This window comes from Kitasatospora sp. NPDC015121 (assembly GCF_055562955.1).
Genome location: NZ_JBVHEH010000007.1, coordinates 84,504 through 102,939, shown reverse-complemented (window position 1 = coordinate 102,939; position 18,436 = coordinate 84,504). Strand labels below are relative to the sequence as shown.

The following is an 18,436-nucleotide window of genomic DNA, read 5'->3' as shown; positions in this document are numbered from 1 at the left end:
GTGACAGGCAGAACCACGCTCAGCCAGGTGGCCGAGAGGGCCGGTGTCGCCATCGGGACCGCCTCGGCGGTCTTCGCGGACAAGGGCTGGGTCTCCGAGCAGGTCCGCACGGCGGTGCGCGCCGCGGCCGAGGAGCTCGGCTACCAGCCGCGCACCCGCCGCCCCGAGCGGAGCGACGTGACCGACCTCGGCTTCCTGGCCACGGTCGACGAGACCTTCTCGGTGGCCAACCCCTACTTCGCCCGGGTGCTGCACGGCGCCCAGCAGGCCTGCGCCGAACGGGGCATCGCCCTGCACTACGAGGTCGCCGACCCGGACTCCGGCCGGCTGCCGCTGTGCGTGCAGCGCGGCCAGGTCTCCGGCCTGCTGGTGCTCAGCTACGACCTCGACCTCGACTACCTGCGGCGGATCGTGGAGCGCCGGGTGCCCTGCGTGCTGCTGGAGCACGCACCGGTCGACCTGCCCGTCGACCACGTCCGCCACGACGACGAGTCCGGCGGCTACCTGGCGGGCCGGCACCTGCTGTCACTGGACGGCGGCGCCCGGACGCCGGGTCTGATCACCGGTGAGGAGAAGGTCTCCCCGGTCGGGGACCGCACCCGCGGCTTCCGGCGCGCCCTCGCGGAGGCCGGTGCCGTGCTGGACCCGGCCCACGTCCGCCGCGGCGAGCTGGACGTGGCGAGCGGCATGCGCGGCATGAACGAGCTGCTCGACCTGCCGAACCCGCCGTCCGCCGTGTTCTGCGCCAACGACGAGACCGCCTGCGGCGCCCTGGAGGCCGCCCGTGCGCGCGGCCTGCGGGTACCCGAGGACCTCGCCGTCATGGGCTACGACGACATCGCGCAGGCCGAGCGCACCGATCCGCCGCTGACCACGATCGCCACCAGCAAGGAACTGATCGGCTCCCAGGCCGTCTGGCACCTGTTGGAGCGGCTGCGCCACCCCGACCTGGTCACCCGCGACACCCGGCTCGGGGTGCGCCTGGTCGAGCGGGCCTCCACCACCGGGGGCGCCGCGGCCGGGGAGGCCCGGGCGTAGCCCGGTTCCGGAACCCCCGGCCCGGGAGCCGCTCAGTCGGCCGGACGCTCCACCACCGTGGCGTGGCAGTGCGGTTCGCGGGTGTGGTCGACGTACCGGACGGGGCCGGTGAGGTCCAGGGCGACGGTGTGCCGCAGGTCCGCGACCGACGCGCCGAAGGACAGCCGCAGCGCGCCCGGTTCGACGATCCGGCGGCCGTCCGGGCCGGTGAAGGAGGCGGTGTCGGGGTGGAACCGGAAGACGACGCGGGCGGCGCGCCCCGGCTCCAGGGTGACCCGCCGGTAGCCGACCAGGCGCTGGACCGGGCGCGTGACGGTCGCGACGGGGTCGTGCAGGTACAGCTGGACGACCTCGCTGCCGGTGCGGTCGCCGTCGTTGCGCACGGTCGCCTCGACCTCGCAGGTGGCGTCCGTGGCGAGGACGCGCACCGCGTCCTCGGCGGGGAAGTGCCAGCTGAAGGCGGTGTAGCCGATGCCGTGGCCGAACGGGTACAGCGGGGCCGGGTCGAGGTTGCCCGCGTCGTTGGCCAGTCCGAGCGGGGGCTGCAGGTAGGTCCAGGGCTGGCCGTCGGGGGTCCGGGGGATCCCGACGGGCAGCCGGCCGGCCGGGTTGACCCGTCCGGAGAGGACACCGGCGATCGCGGAGGCGCCCTCCTCCCCGGGGAAGAACGCCTGCACCGCGGCGGCGAGGCCGGGTGCCCAGCGGCCCAGCGCGTACGGCCGGCCCGAGGCCACCACCAGGACCACCGGCGTCCCGGTCGCCAGCACCCCGTCCAGCAGTTCGCCCTGGAGCCCGGGCAGGGCGAGGTTCGCGGCGTCGCAGCCCTCTCCGGAGGTGCCGCCGCCGAACAGGCCGGCCCGGTCGCCGACCACCGCGACGCACACCTCGGCCTCGGCGGCGGCCCGCACGGCGGCCGCCAGGCCGTCCCGCGAGGGCGAGTCGATCCCGCAGCCGGGGGCGTGCACGACCGCCGCCCGGGGCAGTTCGGCGCCGAGGGCGTCGAGCACGGTCGGCAGCCGCACCCCGGACGGGACGTCGGGGTGGTGGACCCCCACGTGCGCGGGGAAGGAGTAGCAGCCGAGCAGGGCGGCCGGGTCGTCGGCCAGCGGTCCGACGACGGCGATCCTCGCGTCGGGTGCCAGCGGGAGGGTCGGGCGTCCCCCCGCCGGCGCGTCGTTGTGCAGCAGGACGACGGAGGTCTCGGCCAGCCGGCGCGCCAGGGCGCGGTTGGCCGCGGTGTCCAGGTCGACCGTCCCGCCGACTCGCGCCACGGCCGGGGCGGGGTCGGCCGCGGTCAGGTCCTGCTCGGTGACCGCGCCGGCGAGCGCGGTCGGCACCGGCGACCAGTCGGGGTCGAGCAGGCCCAGCTCGCACTTCTGCAGCAGGACCCGGCGCAGCGCCCGGTCGACGAGTTCCTCGGGCACCTCGCCCCGCTCGACCGCGTGCAGCAGCGGATCGCCGAAGCAGTCCACGGTCGGCAGTTCGACGTCGACACCGGCGCGGAGGGCGAGGCGGGCCGCCTCCGCGGGGCCGTCGGCGACCGCGTGGAGCCTCTCCAGGAAGGCCACGCCGAAGTAGTCGGCGACCACCGTCCCCTCGAACCCCCAGGTGTCGCGCAGTAGACCGGTGAGCAGCGAGGCGTCCGCCGCGCACGGCAGGCCGTCGACCTCGGCGTACGAGTGCATCACCGAGCGGACCCGGCCCTCGCGGACCGCCATCTCGAAGGGCGGCAGCAGCACGTCGGCGACCTCGCGCGGGCCGAGGCGGGCGGGGCCGAGGTTGCGTCCCCCGGCGGAGGCCGAGTAGCCGACGAAGTGCTTGAGGGTGGCGACGACGCCGGCGGACTGCAGCCCGCGGACGTAGGCGGTGGCGGTCGTGGCCACCAGGTAGGGGTCCTCTCCGATGGTCTCCTCCACCCGGCCCCAGCGCAGGTCGCGCACGACGTCGAGGACCGGGGCCAGGCCCTGGTGGACCCCGACCGCGCGCATGTCCCGGCCGATGGCCGCGGCCGTCTCGCGGACGAGCTCCGGGTCGAAGGCGGCGCCCCAGGCCAGCGGGACGGGGTACACGGTGGCGGCGTGGGTGGTGAAGCCCGCGAGGCACTCCTCGTGGACGAGGGCGGGGATGCCGAAGCGGCCCGAGTCGACCAGGCGGCGCTGGGAACGGGCCAGCGCCAGGGCGCCCGTGGCCGGGTCCACCGGCCGGGTGCCGAAGGGCCGGGTGAGCTGTCCGAGTCCGCGTGCGGCCAGGGCGTCGATGTCGACGTCCGCGGTCATCTCGTGCTGGTGGGGGGCCACGCCGTCGCCCTCCGCGTCGGCCCCCACCCAGATTCCGTAGAGCTGGGCGATCTTCTCGGCCGGTGTCATCCGTCCCATGAGATCGGCGACCCGCACCTCGGGGAGCTGGTGGGGGTCGCGCCAGCGCTCCCCGGGGGCACCGGCCGTCCGGGGGCGAGGCGGGGAAAGGGGAAGAGCATCGGGCACGGGGGACCTCCTCGGAGTGGCGGGCCCGAAGACGTGACGGCTCCGACGCGCGCACAATGAAACTTCAGTGAATGTAGAAGTCCACCCGAGCCGGGTCAACCCCACAGCGGTCGGTCGTTCGCGTGGGGCACACCGCCTCATGGCCACAGAACCTGGCAAGTTAGGGAAGATCGCAGGAACCCATGGCCAAAAAACTTTCAGTGAAATATTGTTCCCCTGCTGACCGAGCCGACCGGCCCGTGCCGACCCCGAGTGGAGCCCCCGTGCCCCTGTCCCCTCCTCCCGCCCGCCACGCCGACGCCCGCCCCACCGGCGTCGCCCTCGTCGGGTGCGGCAACATCGCGCTCCCCTACGCCCGCGACCTGGCCGGCTATCCCGAGATCGCCCTCACCGCGGTCTGGGACCGGCACCCCGAACGCGCCGAGGCCCTCGCCCGCGAGACGGGCACCCGCGCCGCCCCGACCCTGGACGCCCTCCTAGCCGACGACGCCACCTCGATCGTCGTCAACCTCACCGGGCACGCCTCCCACCACGAGGTGACCCGGCGGATCCTCGCCGCCGGCCGGCACGTCCACAGCGAGAAACCGCTGGCCCTCACGCCCGCCGAGGCCCGCGAGCTGGTGGACACCGCCCGGGCCCGGGGCCTGCGGCTCAGCTGCGCCCCGGCGAACTTCCTCGGCGAGGCGGCCGTCACCGTCGCCCGCACCGTCGCGCGGGGGGGCCTCGGGCGGCTCCGACTGGTCTACGCCGAGGCGAACTGGGGCCGCATCGAGGACTGGCACCCCTCGCCCGCGGGCTTCTACCGGGTCGGCCCGCTCTACGACGTCGGCGTCTACCCGATCACCCTCGCCGTCACCCTCCTGGGGCCGGTGCGCCGGGTGAGCGCCTGGGGCACCGTCCTGCACCCGCGGCGCACCACCGCGGACGGCACCCCGTTCACGGTGGAGGGCGACGACCTCACCGTCGCCGTCCTCGAGTTCGCCGACGGGGTGCGGATGCGGCTCACCTGCAACTTCTACGTAGCGGCCGGCCACACCGCCCAGCGCGGCATGGAGTTCCACGGTGACGCGGGCTCGCTCTACCTCGCGGACTGGCAGCGGTTCGACGCGCCGGTGGAGTTCGCCCCGTACGCCGGCGAGCGCGCCCCCGTCCCCTTCGTCGCCGACCCCTTCCCCGGGATCGAGTGGGGCCGCTCGGTGCGGCTGCTGGCCCGGGCGATCCGCGAGGACCGCCCGCACGCCACCACCGGGGAGCTGGCCGCCCACGTGGTCGACGTGCTCGACGCGGTTCGCCGAGCCGCCGAGCTGGAACGGCCCGTCGAGGTCCGCTCGGACCTCCCTCCCGTCACGGGCGCCATGCCCCAGCCCTCCTCCACTACCATTCATTGAACGATCAGTACGCTTGGGCGGCTCCACCGGCCGGTCCATGGCACGGCAGCGCGGCTGCCGCCGAACGAGAGGACCGCGCAGTGGCTGCACGGGTGACGCTCCGCCAGGTCGCGGAGACCGCCGGCGTGTCGATCGGCACCGCCTCGGCGGTCTTCACCGAGAAGACCTGGGTGTCCGCCCCGGTGCGGGCGTCCGTCGTGGAGGCGGCGCAGACCCTCGGCTACCAGCCCCGGCGCCGCAGGGCGGAGACGGAGCCGTCCGTCACCGACATCGGCTTCGTCTCCTGGGCGGGCGAGGCGTTCTCGCCGGTCAACCCCTACTACGCGCGCGTGCTGCACGGTGCCCAGCAGGCCTGCGCCGGCCAGGGCATCGCGCTGACCTACGAGGTGGTCGACCCGGCGGCCGGCCGGCTCCCGCTGTGCGTGGAGCGCGGGCAGGTGTCGGGGCTGCTCGTGCTCAGCTACGGCAGCGACCTGGAGTACCTGCGCAGGATCATCGAAGCCGGCGTCGCCTGCGTGCTGCTCGAACACACGCCCCTGGACCTCCCGGTCGACCACGTCCGCCACGACGACGAGAACGGCGGCTACCTCGCCACCCGCCACCTCCTCGGCCTCGGGCGCCCCGGCCCCGTCCCGGCCCTCATCACCGCCCCCGAGAACATCGCCCCCGCCGCCTGGCGCTTGCAGGGCTACCGGCGCGCGCTCGCCGAGCACGGCCTGGAGTTCGACCCCCGGTACGTCCGCCACTGCGACTTCGACATCCCCAGCGGCCACCGCGCCATGCGGGAGCTGCTCGACCTGCCGGAGCCGCCCACCGCGGTGTTCTGCGCCAACGACGAGTCCGCGCTCGGGGCGCTGGACGCCCTGCGCGGACGCGGCCTGCGCGTCCCGCGGGACGTCGCCCTGGTCGGGTACGACGACGTGCCCCTGGCCGCCCACGCCTCCCCGCCGCTGACCACCATCGCCGCGGACAAGGAGCTCATCGGGGCCCAGGCCGTCTGGCACCTGCTGGAACGCCTGCGGCACCCCGGGGTGGCCTCCCGCGACACCAGGTTGGCCGTCCGCCTGATCGAGCGGGAGTCCACCCTCGAACGGACCGGCGACGGCGGACGGTGAGGAGCCGGACCCGGCGGCTCCCGTGGCCGACCGCCGGGAGCCGCACCGACCCCTTGGCCTGACGGGTCCGGTTCACTGAATCTTCAGGCGCGGCGACGGCCCGGAGGCCGCCGGGGCGCTGCGCGCCATTCCGCCCGTCCCCCACCCCGGAGGTGCACGTCCATGACCCGCCTGTCGCTCTCCACCGACGCCCGCTGCTTCGAGGTCGACGGGAAACCGGTCTTCCTCCTCGGCGACACCGTCTGGGCGGCGTTCGCCCGGGCCACGGACGAGGAGTGGGACGCCTACCTGCGGCAGCGGGCGGCCCAGGGCTTCAACGGCGTCTACCTGAGCGTCCTGGCCATCGCGCACGACCGCAGCAGCGGTGCCGGGGACCGGTGGGCGTTCCACCTGCGCCCCGACGGGACCCAGGACTTCGACCGCCCCGACCCGTCCTACTTCGCGCGGGCCCGCGCGATGGTCCGGACCGCCGTGGCCCGCGGGTTCGTCCCGCACCTGGTCCTTCTGTGGAACAACTACGTCCCGGGGACGTGGGGCTCGCAGCTGACCCCGCACACCGTGATGACCGCTGAGCAGAGCACGGCCTACGTCGACCTGGCGCTGGAGCACTTCGCCGACCTCGATCCGGTGTGGGTGCTCAGCGGCGACGCCCGGTTCACCGCCGAGGAGTCCACGGAGCGCTTCCTGACCGCGCTGCGACGCGTCCGGGAGGTGGCCCCGCAGTCACTGACCGCGCTGCACACCGCCCCGGAGGCCGTCCTGTCGAAGGCCCTGACCGAGGACGCGGGACTGTCCTTCCACGCCTACCAGAGCAGCCACCGGCACGACGGCCAGGAGCTGGCGTGGGAGCTGGCCGAACGGTACGCAGGGCTGCCGTCGCCCCGGCCGGTGGTCAACATGGAGCCCTGCTACGAGGGCCACGGCCGCTGTGGCGGCCCGGGCCGCCACAGCGCGCGCGACGTCCGGCGCGCCTGCTGGTGGAGCGTGCTGGCGGGGGCGACGGCGGGCCTGGGCTACGGCGCCCACGGGCTGTGGAGCTGGCACCGCCGCGGCGACGCCTTCACCAACGAGGGGTTCTCCGGCCCGACCTTCGACTTCCGCACGGCCCTGGCCTTCCCCGGCGCGGACGACGCGGCGTTCGTGCGCCGCACCGTCGAGGAGCACGCCCTGTACGGACTGCGCGCCCGCCAGGACCTCCTGGCGGCGGGGCCGGAAGGCGTCCGGGTCGGAGCGACCGGAGACGGCTCGCTGGTCGCCGTGTACGTGCCGGACGCGTTCCCGGTGGACCTGGCCGTCGACCTGTCCGGGCACACCGCGCGCGCCTGGACGCTGGAGGACCGCGCCCCCCTGCACCCGTGGCCGGAGGCCTCCGCGGGCCGGACCCGCCTCCCCCTGCCGGAGTCCGCCTCCGACGTCCTCTACCTCTTCGAAGCGTGAACCGCGCACCACGCCCCGGAACGTACCGTTCGTCGACTCCGCCGCGCCGAGGTGCGGGGCTTCCCGCGCCGGCGCCCCGGGTGCGCTCCCTCCGGGCCGTGGTGACGGTGCACGCGATCATCCCGCCGGGCGCCTTGCAGCACGCCACCGAACCCGTCCTCTTCCCGTTCCCGAGCGCTCGACGAGACTCCCCGGGCCCTCCTGCGGCAGGCCCGGCCGAGACCGTCCTCCGTGTCCTCCTCGCTGCGGCTGCCCGTCCGCGCCGCGGCCGGGAGGACAACCAGCGCCGCCGCGGAACAGACGCGTCCGAACCCCAGCAGCACGTACCCCGTGACGCACCCCTTCTTCTGCCGACGAACCCCCTCGGCGCGAAGGCGGACGAGCCTGAGCCCGCAGGACGGACTGTGATCCCCGGGAACCCGCCGGTCCTTTGCGCGACGGCCCACCGCCCGCCCCTCCGGATCCGAGAACCCCTGCCCACGGCTTGGTCAGCCGACCGCGACAGCAGCACGGACGCGAGCGAGCAGGGCGCGCAGCTGCTCGCGCTCGACGCGGCTGAGCGCGCCGGTCACCGCGGCCAGGGCCGCCCGGTCGAGCTCCTCGGCCTCCCGGCGACGCCGCGCACCCTCCTCGGTGAGCCTCAGCAGGAACGCCCGCCGGTCCGAGGGATGGCGCACCCGCTCGACCAACCCGTCGCGCTCCAGGCCGTCGACGATCGCCGTCGTGGTGCGGGCGGCGCTGCCAACGTATTCGGCGAGGTCACGCATCCGCAGCGGCTCACTCGCGAGAGCGAGGACACGCAGGGCGCGCAACCGTGCAACCGACGTCCCGTACCGGCGCAACCTGCCGTCCACGAGGGCACGCAACCCACGTGCGGTGTCGAAGAGTTCGTCCGCCACGGGGTCACTGCTGCCGAACCGCGGCCTCGACGCCGGCTGCTTCGCCATGACACGCCTTCCCCTTCTCCTAGGGTCCGCGCATTTACTGAGTGCGCTCATAGTGAGCATACTCAGCTTATTGGGAACACGCCCGCTCGACGCCAAGTCGGCCACCGCCGCCCCGGGTTACCGCCGCTCGACCTCGACCAGGGGTGAGGCAGTCATCGGCAACCACCGCGTCGGCACACGGCACCGGCGGCCCCGTCGAGGCGCGAGCCGGACTCCACCGACGAGAGGAGCGCCGTCGGCTGTTGCCGGGACGGGGCCGGAACCGGCGATTCGAAGCGGCTGACCCGGTGCGGGAGTTCGTCCCTGGTCCCCGGGGTCGGCGACGGGACACGCCAGCCGCGGACTGCGACGACAACGCCAGGCAGTTCAGCGGATCGCCCCCGCGGTCGGTTCCGAGGCGAAGTGCCGCTGCAGCAGGGCGAGCGGCAGCGTGCGGTGCCGAGGATGCGGCCGGCCTCCGTCCACGCCTCGTCCGCGGTGTCCCGGCTGATGGCGTGCGGCCGGATGCCGTGGAAGAGTTCGCGGCCCTGCTCGGTGGCGAGGACGCGCACCCGGCGCCCTTGCGCGCCACGGCCACCGGGGGCTCGCCCCAGGTGAGGCAGGTGTCGGCGTGGTGGACGGCGAGCGGCGGTGCGACGACGCCGGGGCGGGAGGCGACGAGGAACTTCAAGCGGGTGGTCTGCGGGATGAGCGCGGCCGCGGCCAGCCAAGCGTCCTCGCAGTCGCGGGCGGTCACCCCACCACGTCCCGGTCGTCTCCGGCGGCGGACGGGAGCACCCGGGGAGCGCGCCGGGACGCGCGTGCGAAGGGAGCGTCCTTGGTGGGAGCGTAGTCGATTACACGGTCGGCTACAGCGCGCGGCAGCGGCCCTCACCAGGTCGATGTGCGTGCGAGCGACGAGTTCCACTCCGCGCACCGTGAGCCGGGACCATGCACACCGCACGTCATGTGCGGGAACCTCGTTCCCACCGGCCGGGAATTCCGGCTGCGCGTCTGTTCCCTTGCGCAGTGGGACGGTTGGTGGCGGGAACTGCTCAAGGCCGGTGGATCGCGCGGTCGGTGCCGACGACTCCACGCGAACCGGCCCGGAACCGGACGGCGACCGCCACGGCGTGATCGGCTGCCGTCCGCTCCGTACTGCTGGCGGGCCGTCAGCGCAGGGTGAACTTCTGCGCCGCGCTGCCGTTGCAGTCCCACAGCTGCAGGCGGGTGCCGTTGGCGGTGTTGCCGCTCGGCGCGTCCACGCAGCGCCCGGACTGCGGGTTCAGCAGCGAGCCGTCGCCCTGCTGCATCCACTTCTGGGCGCCGCCGCCGTTGCAGTCCCACAGCTGGAGGAGCGTGCCGTTGCCGGTGCCGTTGCCGGTGGCGTCCAGGCAGCGGCCCAGGGTGCGCAGCGAGATGTCGGCGGGGTGCGTCCAGTGCTGGTCGAGGGCGTACGACTGGCAGTTCCACAGCTGGACGGCGGAGCCGTTGGTGCCGCTGTCGTCGGCGGCGACGTCCACGCACTGCCCGCCGGGGGCGGCCACGGGACCGCCGCCGTTCACGGTGAACTTCTGCGCGGCGGCGCCGTTGCAGTCCCACAGCTGCAGCCGGGTGCCGTTGGCGGTGTTGCCGTTGGGGGCGTCCAGGCAGCGCCCGGACTGCGGGTTCAGCAGTGAACCGTCGGCCTGCTGGACCCACTTCTGGGCGCCGCCGCCGTTGCAGTCCCACAGCTGGAGGAGCGTGCCGTTGGCGGTGCCGTTGCCGGTGGCGTCCAGGCAGCGGCCGATGGTGCCGAGCGAGCCGTCGGCGTTGTGCGTCCAGTGCTGGTCCTCGGCGTACGTCTGGCAGTTCCACAGCTGGACGGCGGTGCCGTTGGTGCCGCTGTCGTCGGCGGCGACGTCCACGCACTGCCCGCCGGGTCCGGTGACCGTGCCCTGCGGGCCGTTGGGCAGGTCGGTGCGCCCGCTGTAGCCGACGGAGGTGACGTTGGCCTGGACGGCGTTCTCGGTGGCGTCGCTCGGGTAGCCGGCGACCATGGCGCCCTCGAAGAAGGTGCCGCGGTTCCGGTTGGAGTTGTCGCCGCCGATGCCGAGGATGATGCCGCCCTCCTGCTTCATCGGGCGGTAGCCGGGGCGGCTGGGCAGGGCGCCGTTCCACCAGGTGGTGAGCGCTCCGGACTGCGCGTTGCCGCCCTTGAGGGCGTAGGTGGTCTGGCCGTCGTTCTTCAGCACGGCGGTGACGTAGGGGCTGGTGTTGCCGAGGTTGGCGGTGTTGGAGCCGTTGTCGCCCTGGAACATGCCGTTCTCGAGGTCGGCCTCGATCCACGGGCCGTTGCCGCTGCACGGCGGGAAGTAGCAGGTGGTGGCGATGGAGACGGCGTCCATGTGGCCGTTGCCGGTGTCGGCGGGGGTGGATTCGGCGTTGCCGTAGTCGAAGCAGCAGTCGGCGCCGACGTGGGTGCCGGAGGCGACCATGTAGACGCCCTCGGGCTGGCCGTTGACGGCGACGCCGGAGGCCACGCCGGTGTAGCGGTAGCCGACGCCGGGGGAGATCCACACGCCGTAGACCTTGTGGCCGCCGGCGGTGACGGCGATCTCGGAGGCGTCCGCGCCGCGGTCGACGCCGCCCGCGGTGCCCGCGGGTCCGGGCAGGAGGTCGTTGTGCCGGGAGGTCTGGTCGTAGATCCGGGTGATCCGGCAGCTGCTGCCGTTGCAGAACTGGTCCTGCGCCTGGGCGTTGGCATAACCGCCCGCCGCGAGCAGGCCGATGTCGGTGCTCGCGCCGTCGGAGGTCCGGGTGACGCGGTAGAGCGGGCCGCCGTAGCCGGCGAACAGGGCGCGGGTGGTGCTGTGCGCGGCGACGCAGGGGGTGCCGCCGGAGGCGTACAGGTCGCAGGGCTGCGCGGTGGCGGCGTGGCCGATGCCGGGCAGGCCGATCAGGGCGGCGACGAGCAGCGCCATAACGGCGGCGGCCGCCCGCGCGTTGCGCCACAACTGCCTTGTGGGTGAATGGACTTGAATGGACAAGGTGCGCTCCTTCTGGGTGGGGGTGCGAGGGGGCGGTACCGGTCTCGGGCCGACCGGGGGCGGGGCCCGGCTCCGGGGTGCGAGGTGCTGTCCGTTCATCGGCGACCTTGTATTCTCACGTTGCAGTAGCGGCGTCGTGGCGAGGCCGGCCGCGCTCCCTCGCGCCGGTCGGCGGGAGGAGGGTGCGGCGTGTCCGTGCCGGGTGGTGGCGCTGCGGCGCCGCGGTTGAAGGACGTGGCGGAGCTGGCCGGGGTCTCGGTCAAGACCGTCTCGAACGTGGTGAACGGTACGGTGCCGGTCGCCGACGCGACCCGCGAGCGGGTGCAGCGCGCCATCGATGAGCTGGGCTACCAGCCGAACGTGACGGCCCGTCGACTGCGCACCGGCCGCAGCGGGGTGATCGCGCTGGCCTTCCCGGAGCTGCCGTCCCCGTACTTCGCGGAGCTGGCGGTGGAGGTGATCGCGGCGGCCCGCCGGGTGGGCATCACCGTGCTGATGGACGACACCGGCGGCGACCCGGCGGCGGAGCTGCGGATCGCCTCCGGTCTGGGCGACCCGATGATCGACGGGGTGATCCTCAGCCCGCTGGGCCTGGACCGGGCGGCGCTGCTGTCGCGCTCCCGGGAGATCCCGCTGGTGCTGCTGGGCGAGGCCGACCTGGGCCCGGTCGCGGACCGGGTGCACATCGACAACGTGGCGGGCGCGCGCGAGGTGACCCGCCACCTACTGGACGAGGGCTACCGGCGGATCGCCGCGATCGGCTGGCAGGATCCGGCGCCGCGGGCCACCGCCGAGCAGCGGCTGGCCGGGTACCGGGAGGCGCTGGCGGACGCCGGGCTGCCGCTCGACCCGGAGCTGCTGCCGCCGGTGCGGGCGTACTTCCGGCCGGACGGCGCGTCCGCGATGCGGCGGCTGCTGCGGCTGACCGAGCGGCCGGACGCGGTGTTCTGCTTCAACGACCTGATGGCGCTGGGCGCGCTGCGGGCGGCGCACGAGGCGGGGCTGCGGGTGCCGCAGGACCTGGCGATCGTCGGGTTCGACGACGTCGAGGAGGCGGCCTACGCGATTCCGTCGCTGACCACGGTCGCGCCCGACAAGCGGCTGATCGCCGAGCTGGCGGTGCGCTGTCTGGAGGAGCGGATCGAGCAGCGCTACACCGGCCCGGGGCGGCGGATCACACCGGGTTTCCGGGTGGTGGTGCGCGAGAGCAGCACCGTGGCGCGCTGAGCGGCGGGCGGCCGCCGTCGGCCCCCGGCCGGTCACCACGGGTCCGCCAGGTGCGGGAAGCGGAACTCGGTGGTGCTGCGGCGGAGCGCGCCGGGGCGCAGCACGGTGTCGGGGTAGTCGGGGCGGTTGGGCGAGTCGGGGAAGTGCTGGGTCTCCAGGCAGAGCCCGCCGTGCCTCGGGTGGGGGTCGCCGGTCAGGGCGTTGCCGGTGTAGACCTGCAGGCCGGGCTCGGTGGTCCAGACCTCCATCCGGCGGCGGCTGGCGGGGTCGTGCAGTCGGGCGGCGCGGCGCAGTGCGCCGGGGGCGGGGGGCGCGGTGAGCACGAAGCAGTGGTCGTAGCCGCCGGCCCGGCGCAGTTGGGGGTGCGGGTGGGCGAGGCGTTCGCCGAGCGGGCGGGGCGCGCTGAGGTCGAAGGGGGTGCCGAGGGTGGGGGCGGGGGCGCCCAGCGGGATGGCGGCGGGGTCGACGGGGAGGTAGGAGTCGGCGTCGACGGCCAGGCGGTGGCCGAGGAGGCCGGCGCCGCCCGGTCCGGAGAGGTTGAAGTAGGCGTGCTGGGTGAGGTTGACGGGGGTGGGCCGGTCGGTGCCGGCGGTCCAGTCCAGGCGCAGGGTGCCGTGGCGGTCGAGGGTGTAGCGGGCGGTGACGTGCAGGGCGCCGGGGAAGCCCATGTCGCCGTCGGGGCTGTGCAGGTCGAGGCGGAGTTCGGCGCGGTCGGGGGCGGTCCGGGCGGTGGCGTGCCACTGACGGCGGTGGAAGCCGTCCGGTCCGCCGTGCAGGGCGTGGCCGCGGTCGGTGGCGGGGACGCGGTGGGTGCGGCCGTCGAGGTCGAAGCGGCCGTGGGCGATCCGGTTCGCGTAGCGGCCGATCAGGGCGCCGAGGTAGGCGGTGTCGGCGGTGTAGCCGTCCAGGGTGTCGTGGCCGAGGACGACGCTGGTGCGGCTGCCGTCGGGGGCGGGGACGTCGAGGCGGTGCAGGACGCCGCCTCGGTCCAGGACCTCGGCGCGCACGCCGGTGCCGGAGTCGAGCGTCCAGCGGGAGACGGGGGTGCCGTCGGCCGGGGTGCCGAACGGGCTGCGGGTCACGGACGGGAGCGGCAACGGGGTTCCTTGGTGGAGGGGGGCGCGCTGGCCCGGCGTCAGGGGCGGTGCGCCGCGCGTCCGGCGGTGGATTCGCGGACGACCAGGGTGTGGCTGGGCAGGATGCGGCGGGGCGCCGGCGGGGTGCGGCCGGGTGCGGACTCGATCCGGGCGATCAGGCAGTCGACGGCGAGGCGGGCGATGGCGGCCTTGTCGGGGGCGATGGTGGTGAGGGAGACGGCGCCGTAGCGGCCGTCCTCGATGTCGTCGAAGCCGACCACGGCGACCTGTTCGGGCACCTTGACGCCGCGTTCGGCCAGCACCCGCAGCGCGCCCAGGGCGACCAGGTCGTTGTAGGCGAAGACGGCGTCCGGGGGTTCGGGCAGGTCGAGCAGCCGGGTCATGGCGACGGCGCCGTCCAGCCGGTCGTAGCCGTCGGTGGCGACCACCAGGTCCTGGTCGGGGCTGCGGCCGGCGGCGAGGAGTTCCTCGCGCCAGCCGCGCAGCCGCAGGTGGGCGGGTTGGCGGCGGCTGTCGCGGCGGGCGCCGACGAAGGCGATCCGGCGGCGGCCGAGGCCGAGCAGGTGGCGCACGGCCAGCCGGGCGGCGGCGACGTTGTCGATGGCGATGTGGTCGAACGGGGCGTCGTACTCGCGTTCGCCCAGCAGGACCAGCGGCGGCCGGTCGGGGCGGTGCAGCAGGTCCTCCTTCTCCAGGTGGATGGGGCTGAGGATGAGCCCGTCGATGAGGTGGGAGCGGAAGCCCTGGGAGACCAGGGTCTCGTTGGCGCGCAGCCCGGCGGTGTGGTCGAGCAGCACGGTGTGGGCGTGGTGGGCGGCGGCGTCGATGACGGCGGTGGCGAGGTCGGCGAAGTAGGGGTTGCCCAGTTCGGGGACGGCGAGCGCGATGATGCCGCTGCGTCCGGTGCGCAGTTGCCGGGCGGTGGCGTTGGGGCGGTAGCCGAGTTCGTCGATGGCGCGCTGGACGCGGTCGCGGGTGCCGGCCCGGACGTGCGGGTAGTCGTTGACCACGTTGGAGACGGTCTTGACGGACACTCCGGCCCGCAGCGCGACGTCCTTGAGGCTCACACCCATGGCCTTCGGCCCCTTCTCGTTCGGTTCGGGCGGGACCGGCGCGGGCCGCGCCGCCCGCGGGGTGCGGACGGCGCTCATTCGTCCCGGCGTTCCCGGTTGAGCAGCGCCTGGGCGAGCACCACGACGGCGAGGAAGGCGCCGTTGACGGTGTCGGTGACGGCGGAGCCGTACTGGGAGGCGGAGCGGTCGATCAGGTTGTGGACCACCGACAGCAGCAGGACGCCGGCGACGGTGCCGCCGACCGAGCCGCTGCCGCCGGTGAGCAGGGTGCCGCCGATCACCACCGAGGCGATGGCGGTGAGTTCGTAGCCGACGCCGACGGTGGTGACGCCGGAGCCGAGCCGGGCGCCGCCGAGCGCGCCTGCGGCGCTGGCGAGCGTGGCGGACAGCACGTAGACCAGCGTCTTGGTGCGGGCGACCGGCAGTCCCATCAGGGTGGCGGCGTGTTCGTTGCCGCCGATCGCCGTGGTGGTGGCGCCGAACCGGGTGCGGTTGAGCAGCAGGGCGCCGAGGCCGAACAGGGCGGCGGAGATCAGCACCGGCGTCCAGGTGCCCTCACCGAGTGCGCGGAACGCCGAGCCGCGCGGCACCAGGTGGGTGTTCGCGCCCTCGTCGGTGATCAGCTGGAGCAGACCGCGGGCGCCGAGCAGTCCGGCCAGGGTGACGATGAACGGGGCCATCCGGGCCCGGGCGATGAGCAGTCCGTGCGCGCAGCCCCAGGCGGCGCCGACCGCGAGCGGCAGCAGCAGGGCGGCCCAGGTGCCGTACCGCTCGGCGGCCCAGGCCGCGAGGACGCCGCCGAGCGCGTACATCGAGCCGACCGACAGGTCGATGCCGCCGGTGAGGATGACGAAGGTCAGGCCGAGGGCGAGCAGCCAGAGGAAGGCGTTGTTGCCGAGGATCGCGCCCAGGTTGTCGGTGTTCGCGAAGCCGGGCGAGAACACCGAGGCGCAGAGCACCAGCAGGGCCAGCACGGTGAGCGCGCCGTGGCGCTGGATGCGGGCGGCGAGCCGTTCGGCGGCGGTCTCCGCGGTGAGGACGGTGGAGCTCATCGGGTACCACGCTCCCGGGAGGCGTAGACGGCGACGCAGATGACGGCCGCCTCGATGATCTTGGTGAGCGAGCCGGGCACGTCGTGCTGGGTGAGCACGGCGGCGGTCAGTTGCATGAACAGGGCGCCCGCGACGGTGCCCAGCACCCGGACGCTGCCGCCGGCCAGCGGGGTGCCGCCGACCACGACGGCGGTGATCGCGTCCAGTTCGACGTTGCGGCCCTGGTTGGCCGGGTCCGCCTCGGCGCCGTGCCCGACGATCATCGCGCCGGCCACGGCGGCCAGCACTCCGGACAGCAGGTACACCGTCAGCAGCACCCGGCGCACCGGCAGCCCGGCCAGCCGGGACGCCCGCCGGTTGTCGCCGATCGCGACCAGCTGCCGCCCGAAGGTGGTGCGGTGCACCAGCACCGCGGTCAGCCCGACGCACCCGGCCGCCAGCCAGGCGGTCAGCGGGACGCCGAGGAAGGCGTCCGCACCGAGGGCGAGCAGGCCGGCGTCGGTGACCGGCTTGGCGGAGGCGCCGTTGACCAGGGAGGCGAGGCCGCGCACGCCGATCATCAGGGCGAGCGTCGCCACGATCGGCTGGACCTTGGCGAAGGCGACCATCGCGCCGCCCGCCAGTCCGCTCAGCGCGCCGAGCCCGACGGCCACCAGCAGCGCAACCGGCAGCCCCCACCCGATGTACAGCGGGATCACGGCGGCTGCGAGCGCGATCACCGCGCCCACCGACAGGTCGATGCCCTCGGTGCCGATCACCAGCGCCATCCCCAGGGCGACCATCAGCGTCGGCGCGACCTGGAACAGCTGGATCCGCACGTTCCCCGCCGACAGGAACCCGGTGTCCAGCACCACCGCCGCCAGGAACAGCACCCCCAGCGCCACGTACACCGCGTAGCGCCGCAGCAGCCGCGCCACGGGGCTCCGGCCCCGCAGCACCCCCGCAGGAGCGAGAACGCTCATCACCGCACTCCGTCCGTCTCGTCGGTACCGGTCCCGGACGGGGGGCGGGTCTCGTGGGCGAGGGCGGCGAGCAGGTCGTCCGGGTTGACCCGGTCGCCGGTGAGTTCGTCGACGGGGGTGCCGTCCTTGAGGACCAGGACGCGGTCGGCGCCGGCGATCAGTTCCTCCGCGTCGGAGGAGATCAGCAGGACGCCGAGCCCGTCGGCGGCGAGTTCGTCGATCAGGGTCTGCACCTCGGCGCGGGCGCCGACGTCGATGCCTCGGGTGGGTTCGTCCAGCAGCAGGACCTTGGGGGCCAGGCAGAGCCAGCGGGCCAGCAGGACCTTCTGCTGGTTGCCGCCGGAGAGGTCGGCCACCTTCTGGTCGGGGCTCGCGGCCTTGATCCGCAGCCGGGCCATGAACGTCTCCACCACCTCGTCCTGCCGGGCCCGGGAGACCATTCCGGCCCGGGAGAGCCGGGGCAGCGCGGCCAGCACGATGTTCTCCCGGACGGACAGGTTGGGCACGATGCCCTCGGCCTTGCGGTCCTCGGGCAGCAGCACCACGCCGGCCCGGATCGCGGCGGCGGGGCTGCGCCGGACCAGTTCCCCGCCGTCCACCTCGACCCGTCCGGTGTCCGCACCGAGCGCGCCGACCACCGCCTTGGCGCTCTCGCTGCGTCCGGAGCCGAGCAGTCCGCCCAGGCCGAGCACCTCGCCGCGGTGGATGTCGAAGTCGACCCCGTGGACGCGGTGGCGCACGGTGAGGCCGCGGGCGCGCAGTGCGGGCGGGGCGTCGGCGTCGGGGGTGTGCCGGGTGCCGCGGGCGCGGGCGGCGACGAGGGTGCGACCGAGCATCAGGGCGACCAGGTCGCGGCGGGTGAGGGGGGCGAGTCCGCCGGTGTGCACGACCCGGCCGTCGCGCAGCACGGTGACGTCGTCGCACAGGGCGTAGAGCTCGTCCATCCGGTGGCTGACGTACACCACGGCGGTGCCCCGGGCGGTGAGGTCGCGGACGACGGCGAACAGGGTGTCCACCTCGCGGGGTTCCAGCGAGGAGGTGGGTTCGTCCATGACGACGACCCGGGCGTCGACCTGGACGGCGCGGGCGAGGGCGACCATCTGCTGGGCACCGAGCCCGAGTTCGCGCAGCGGCCGGGTGACGTCGGTGTCGACGCCGTAGCGGACCAGCAGTCCGGCGGCCTCCCGGTGCATCCGGCGCAGGTCGAGCAGGCCGCGGCGGCGCGGCTCGCGGCCCAGGTACAGGTTGCGGGCCACCGACATCATCGGTACCAGGTTGACTTCCTGGTAGACGGTGGAGACGCCCGCCTGCTGGGCCTCCAGCGGGGTGCGGAACTCCTTCTGCGCGCCCGCCAGTTCGAGCCGACCGGCATCGGGGCGGTGGACGCCGGTGAGCACCTTGATCAGGGTGGACTTGCCGGCGCCGTTCTCGCCGACCAGGGCGTGCACCCGTCCCGGACGGAGCGTCAGGCCGACGTCCCGCAGGGCGTGGACGCCCGCGAAGCTCTTGTCGATCCCGGTCGCCACCAGCACGGGGGCGTCCGCGTCCGCGGGTGTGCCGACGGGTTCGTCGGGCCGGTCCGCCTGGGTCATGGGGTTCCTCCTCCTGC

At 74.6% G+C, this 18,436-nt stretch carries 13 protein-coding genes; 5 read left to right on the top strand and 8 right to left on the bottom strand.

The window, feature by feature from the left end; translation table 11 throughout:
- Nucleotides 1-1,038 carry a LacI family DNA-binding transcriptional regulator gene (locus ACZ3J7_RS12210; RefSeq protein WP_465619566.1) on the top strand — a complete coding sequence of 346 codons (1,038 nt, stop codon included), beginning with the start codon at nt 1-3 and terminating at the stop codon, nt 1,036-1,038.
- 32 nt (nt 1,039-1,070) lie between these two features.
- Here the strand turns inward: ACZ3J7_RS12210 and ACZ3J7_RS12205 are convergent, their stop codons facing one another.
- On the bottom strand, nt 1,071-3,521 hold the full coding sequence (locus ACZ3J7_RS12205) for a beta-xylosidase/alpha-l-arabinosidase (RefSeq protein WP_465619564.1): 2,451 nt from the start codon (nt 3,519-3,521) through the stop codon (nt 1,071-1,073).
- A 263-nt stretch (nt 3,522-3,784) separates the two neighbouring features.
- Here ACZ3J7_RS12205 and ACZ3J7_RS12200 point away from each other — a divergent pair, with 263 nt between their 5' ends.
- The 3 genes from ACZ3J7_RS12200 (at nt 3,785) to ACZ3J7_RS12190 (ending at nt 7,461) form a co-directional block, all read left to right on the top strand.
- Complete coding sequence (locus ACZ3J7_RS12200) at nt 3,785-4,909, top strand: Gfo/Idh/MocA family protein (protein WP_465619562.1); 1,125 nt, start codon at nt 3,785-3,787, stop codon at nt 4,907-4,909.
- An 80-nt stretch (nt 4,910-4,989) separates the two neighbouring features.
- Nucleotides 4,990-6,024 carry a LacI family DNA-binding transcriptional regulator gene (locus ACZ3J7_RS12195; RefSeq protein WP_465619560.1) on the top strand — a complete coding sequence of 345 codons (1,035 nt, stop codon included), beginning with the start codon at nt 4,990-4,992 and terminating at the stop codon, nt 6,022-6,024.
- 162 nt (nt 6,025-6,186) lie between these two features.
- On the top strand, nt 6,187-7,461 hold the full coding sequence (locus ACZ3J7_RS12190; protein ID WP_465619558.1) for a glycoside hydrolase family 140 protein: 1,275 nt from the start codon (nt 6,187-6,189) through the stop codon (nt 7,459-7,461).
- Between the two features lie 488 nt (nt 7,462-7,949).
- Here ACZ3J7_RS12190 and ACZ3J7_RS12185 read toward each other — a convergent pair whose 3' ends face one another.
- Nucleotides 7,950-8,408, bottom strand: a complete 459-nt coding sequence (locus ACZ3J7_RS12185) for a MarR family winged helix-turn-helix transcriptional regulator (protein WP_465619556.1) — start codon at nt 8,406-8,408, stop codon at nt 7,950-7,952.
- A 1,151-nt stretch (nt 8,409-9,559) separates the two neighbouring features.
- Complete coding sequence (locus ACZ3J7_RS12180) at nt 9,560-11,416, bottom strand: arabinofuranosidase catalytic domain-containing protein (RefSeq protein WP_465619554.1); 1,857 nt, start codon at nt 11,414-11,416, stop codon at nt 9,560-9,562.
- A 189-nt stretch (nt 11,417-11,605) separates the two neighbouring features.
- Here ACZ3J7_RS12180 and ACZ3J7_RS12175 point away from each other — a divergent pair, with 189 nt between their 5' ends.
- Nucleotides 11,606-12,643, top strand: a complete 1,038-nt coding sequence (locus ACZ3J7_RS12175; RefSeq protein WP_465619552.1) for a LacI family DNA-binding transcriptional regulator — start codon at nt 11,606-11,608, stop codon at nt 12,641-12,643.
- Between the two features lie 32 nt (nt 12,644-12,675).
- Here the strand turns inward: ACZ3J7_RS12175 and ACZ3J7_RS12170 are convergent, their stop codons facing one another.
- The 5 genes from ACZ3J7_RS12170 to ACZ3J7_RS12150 all read right to left on the bottom strand — a co-directional run bounded on the left by ACZ3J7_RS12170 (nt 12,676) and on the right by ACZ3J7_RS12150 (nt 18,419).
- A complete protein-coding gene (locus ACZ3J7_RS12170) occupies nt 12,676-13,740 on the bottom strand; it encodes an aldose epimerase family protein (RefSeq protein ID WP_465619550.1) in 1,065 nt (354 codons plus the stop codon).
- Between the two features lie 38 nt (nt 13,741-13,778).
- Nucleotides 13,779-14,813, bottom strand: coding sequence for a LacI family DNA-binding transcriptional regulator (locus ACZ3J7_RS12165; RefSeq protein WP_465619548.1), 1,035 nt, complete (start codon nt 14,811-14,813; stop codon nt 13,779-13,781).
- A 74-nt stretch (nt 14,814-14,887) separates the two neighbouring features.
- Nucleotides 14,888-15,865, bottom strand: coding sequence for an ABC transporter permease (locus tag ACZ3J7_RS12160; RefSeq protein ID WP_465619546.1), 978 nt, complete (start codon nt 15,863-15,865; stop codon nt 14,888-14,890).
- Nucleotides 15,862-16,827, bottom strand: coding sequence for an ABC transporter permease (locus tag ACZ3J7_RS12155; RefSeq protein ID WP_465619544.1), 966 nt, complete (start codon nt 16,825-16,827; stop codon nt 15,862-15,864). The genes ACZ3J7_RS12160 and ACZ3J7_RS12155 overlap by 4 nt, the downstream gene beginning before the upstream one ends.
- A complete protein-coding gene (locus tag ACZ3J7_RS12150) occupies nt 16,827-18,419 on the bottom strand; it encodes a sugar ABC transporter ATP-binding protein (protein WP_465619542.1) in 1,593 nt (530 codons plus the stop codon). Before ACZ3J7_RS12150 ends, ACZ3J7_RS12155 begins: the two co-directional genes overlap by 1 nt.
- Nucleotides 18,420-18,436: the final 17 nt, after the last annotated feature.

What these genes read in the sequence shown, in the direction of transcription:
- ACZ3J7_RS12185 (WP_465619556.1), bottom strand. Translation starts at nt 8,408, where the DNA reads ATGGCGAAGCAGCCGGCGTCGAGGCCGCGGTTCGGCAGCAGTGACCCC.
- ACZ3J7_RS12190 (WP_465619558.1), top strand. Translation starts at nt 6,187, where the DNA reads ATGACCCGCCTGTCGCTCTCCACCGACGCCCGCTGCTTCGAGGTCGAC.
- ACZ3J7_RS12150 (WP_465619542.1), bottom strand. Translation starts at nt 18,419, where the DNA reads ATGACCCAGGCGGACCGGCCCGACGAACCCGTCGGCACACCCGCGGAC.
- ACZ3J7_RS12160 (WP_465619546.1), bottom strand. Translation starts at nt 15,865, where the DNA reads ATGAGCTCCACCGTCCTCACCGCGGAGACCGCCGCCGAACGGCTCGCC.
- ACZ3J7_RS12165 (WP_465619548.1), bottom strand. Translation starts at nt 14,813, where the DNA reads ATGGGTGTGAGCCTCAAGGACGTCGCGCTGCGGGCCGGAGTGTCCGTC.
- ACZ3J7_RS12155 (WP_465619544.1), bottom strand. Translation starts at nt 16,827, where the DNA reads ATGAGCGTTCTCGCTCCTGCGGGGGTGCTGCGGGGCCGGAGCCCCGTG.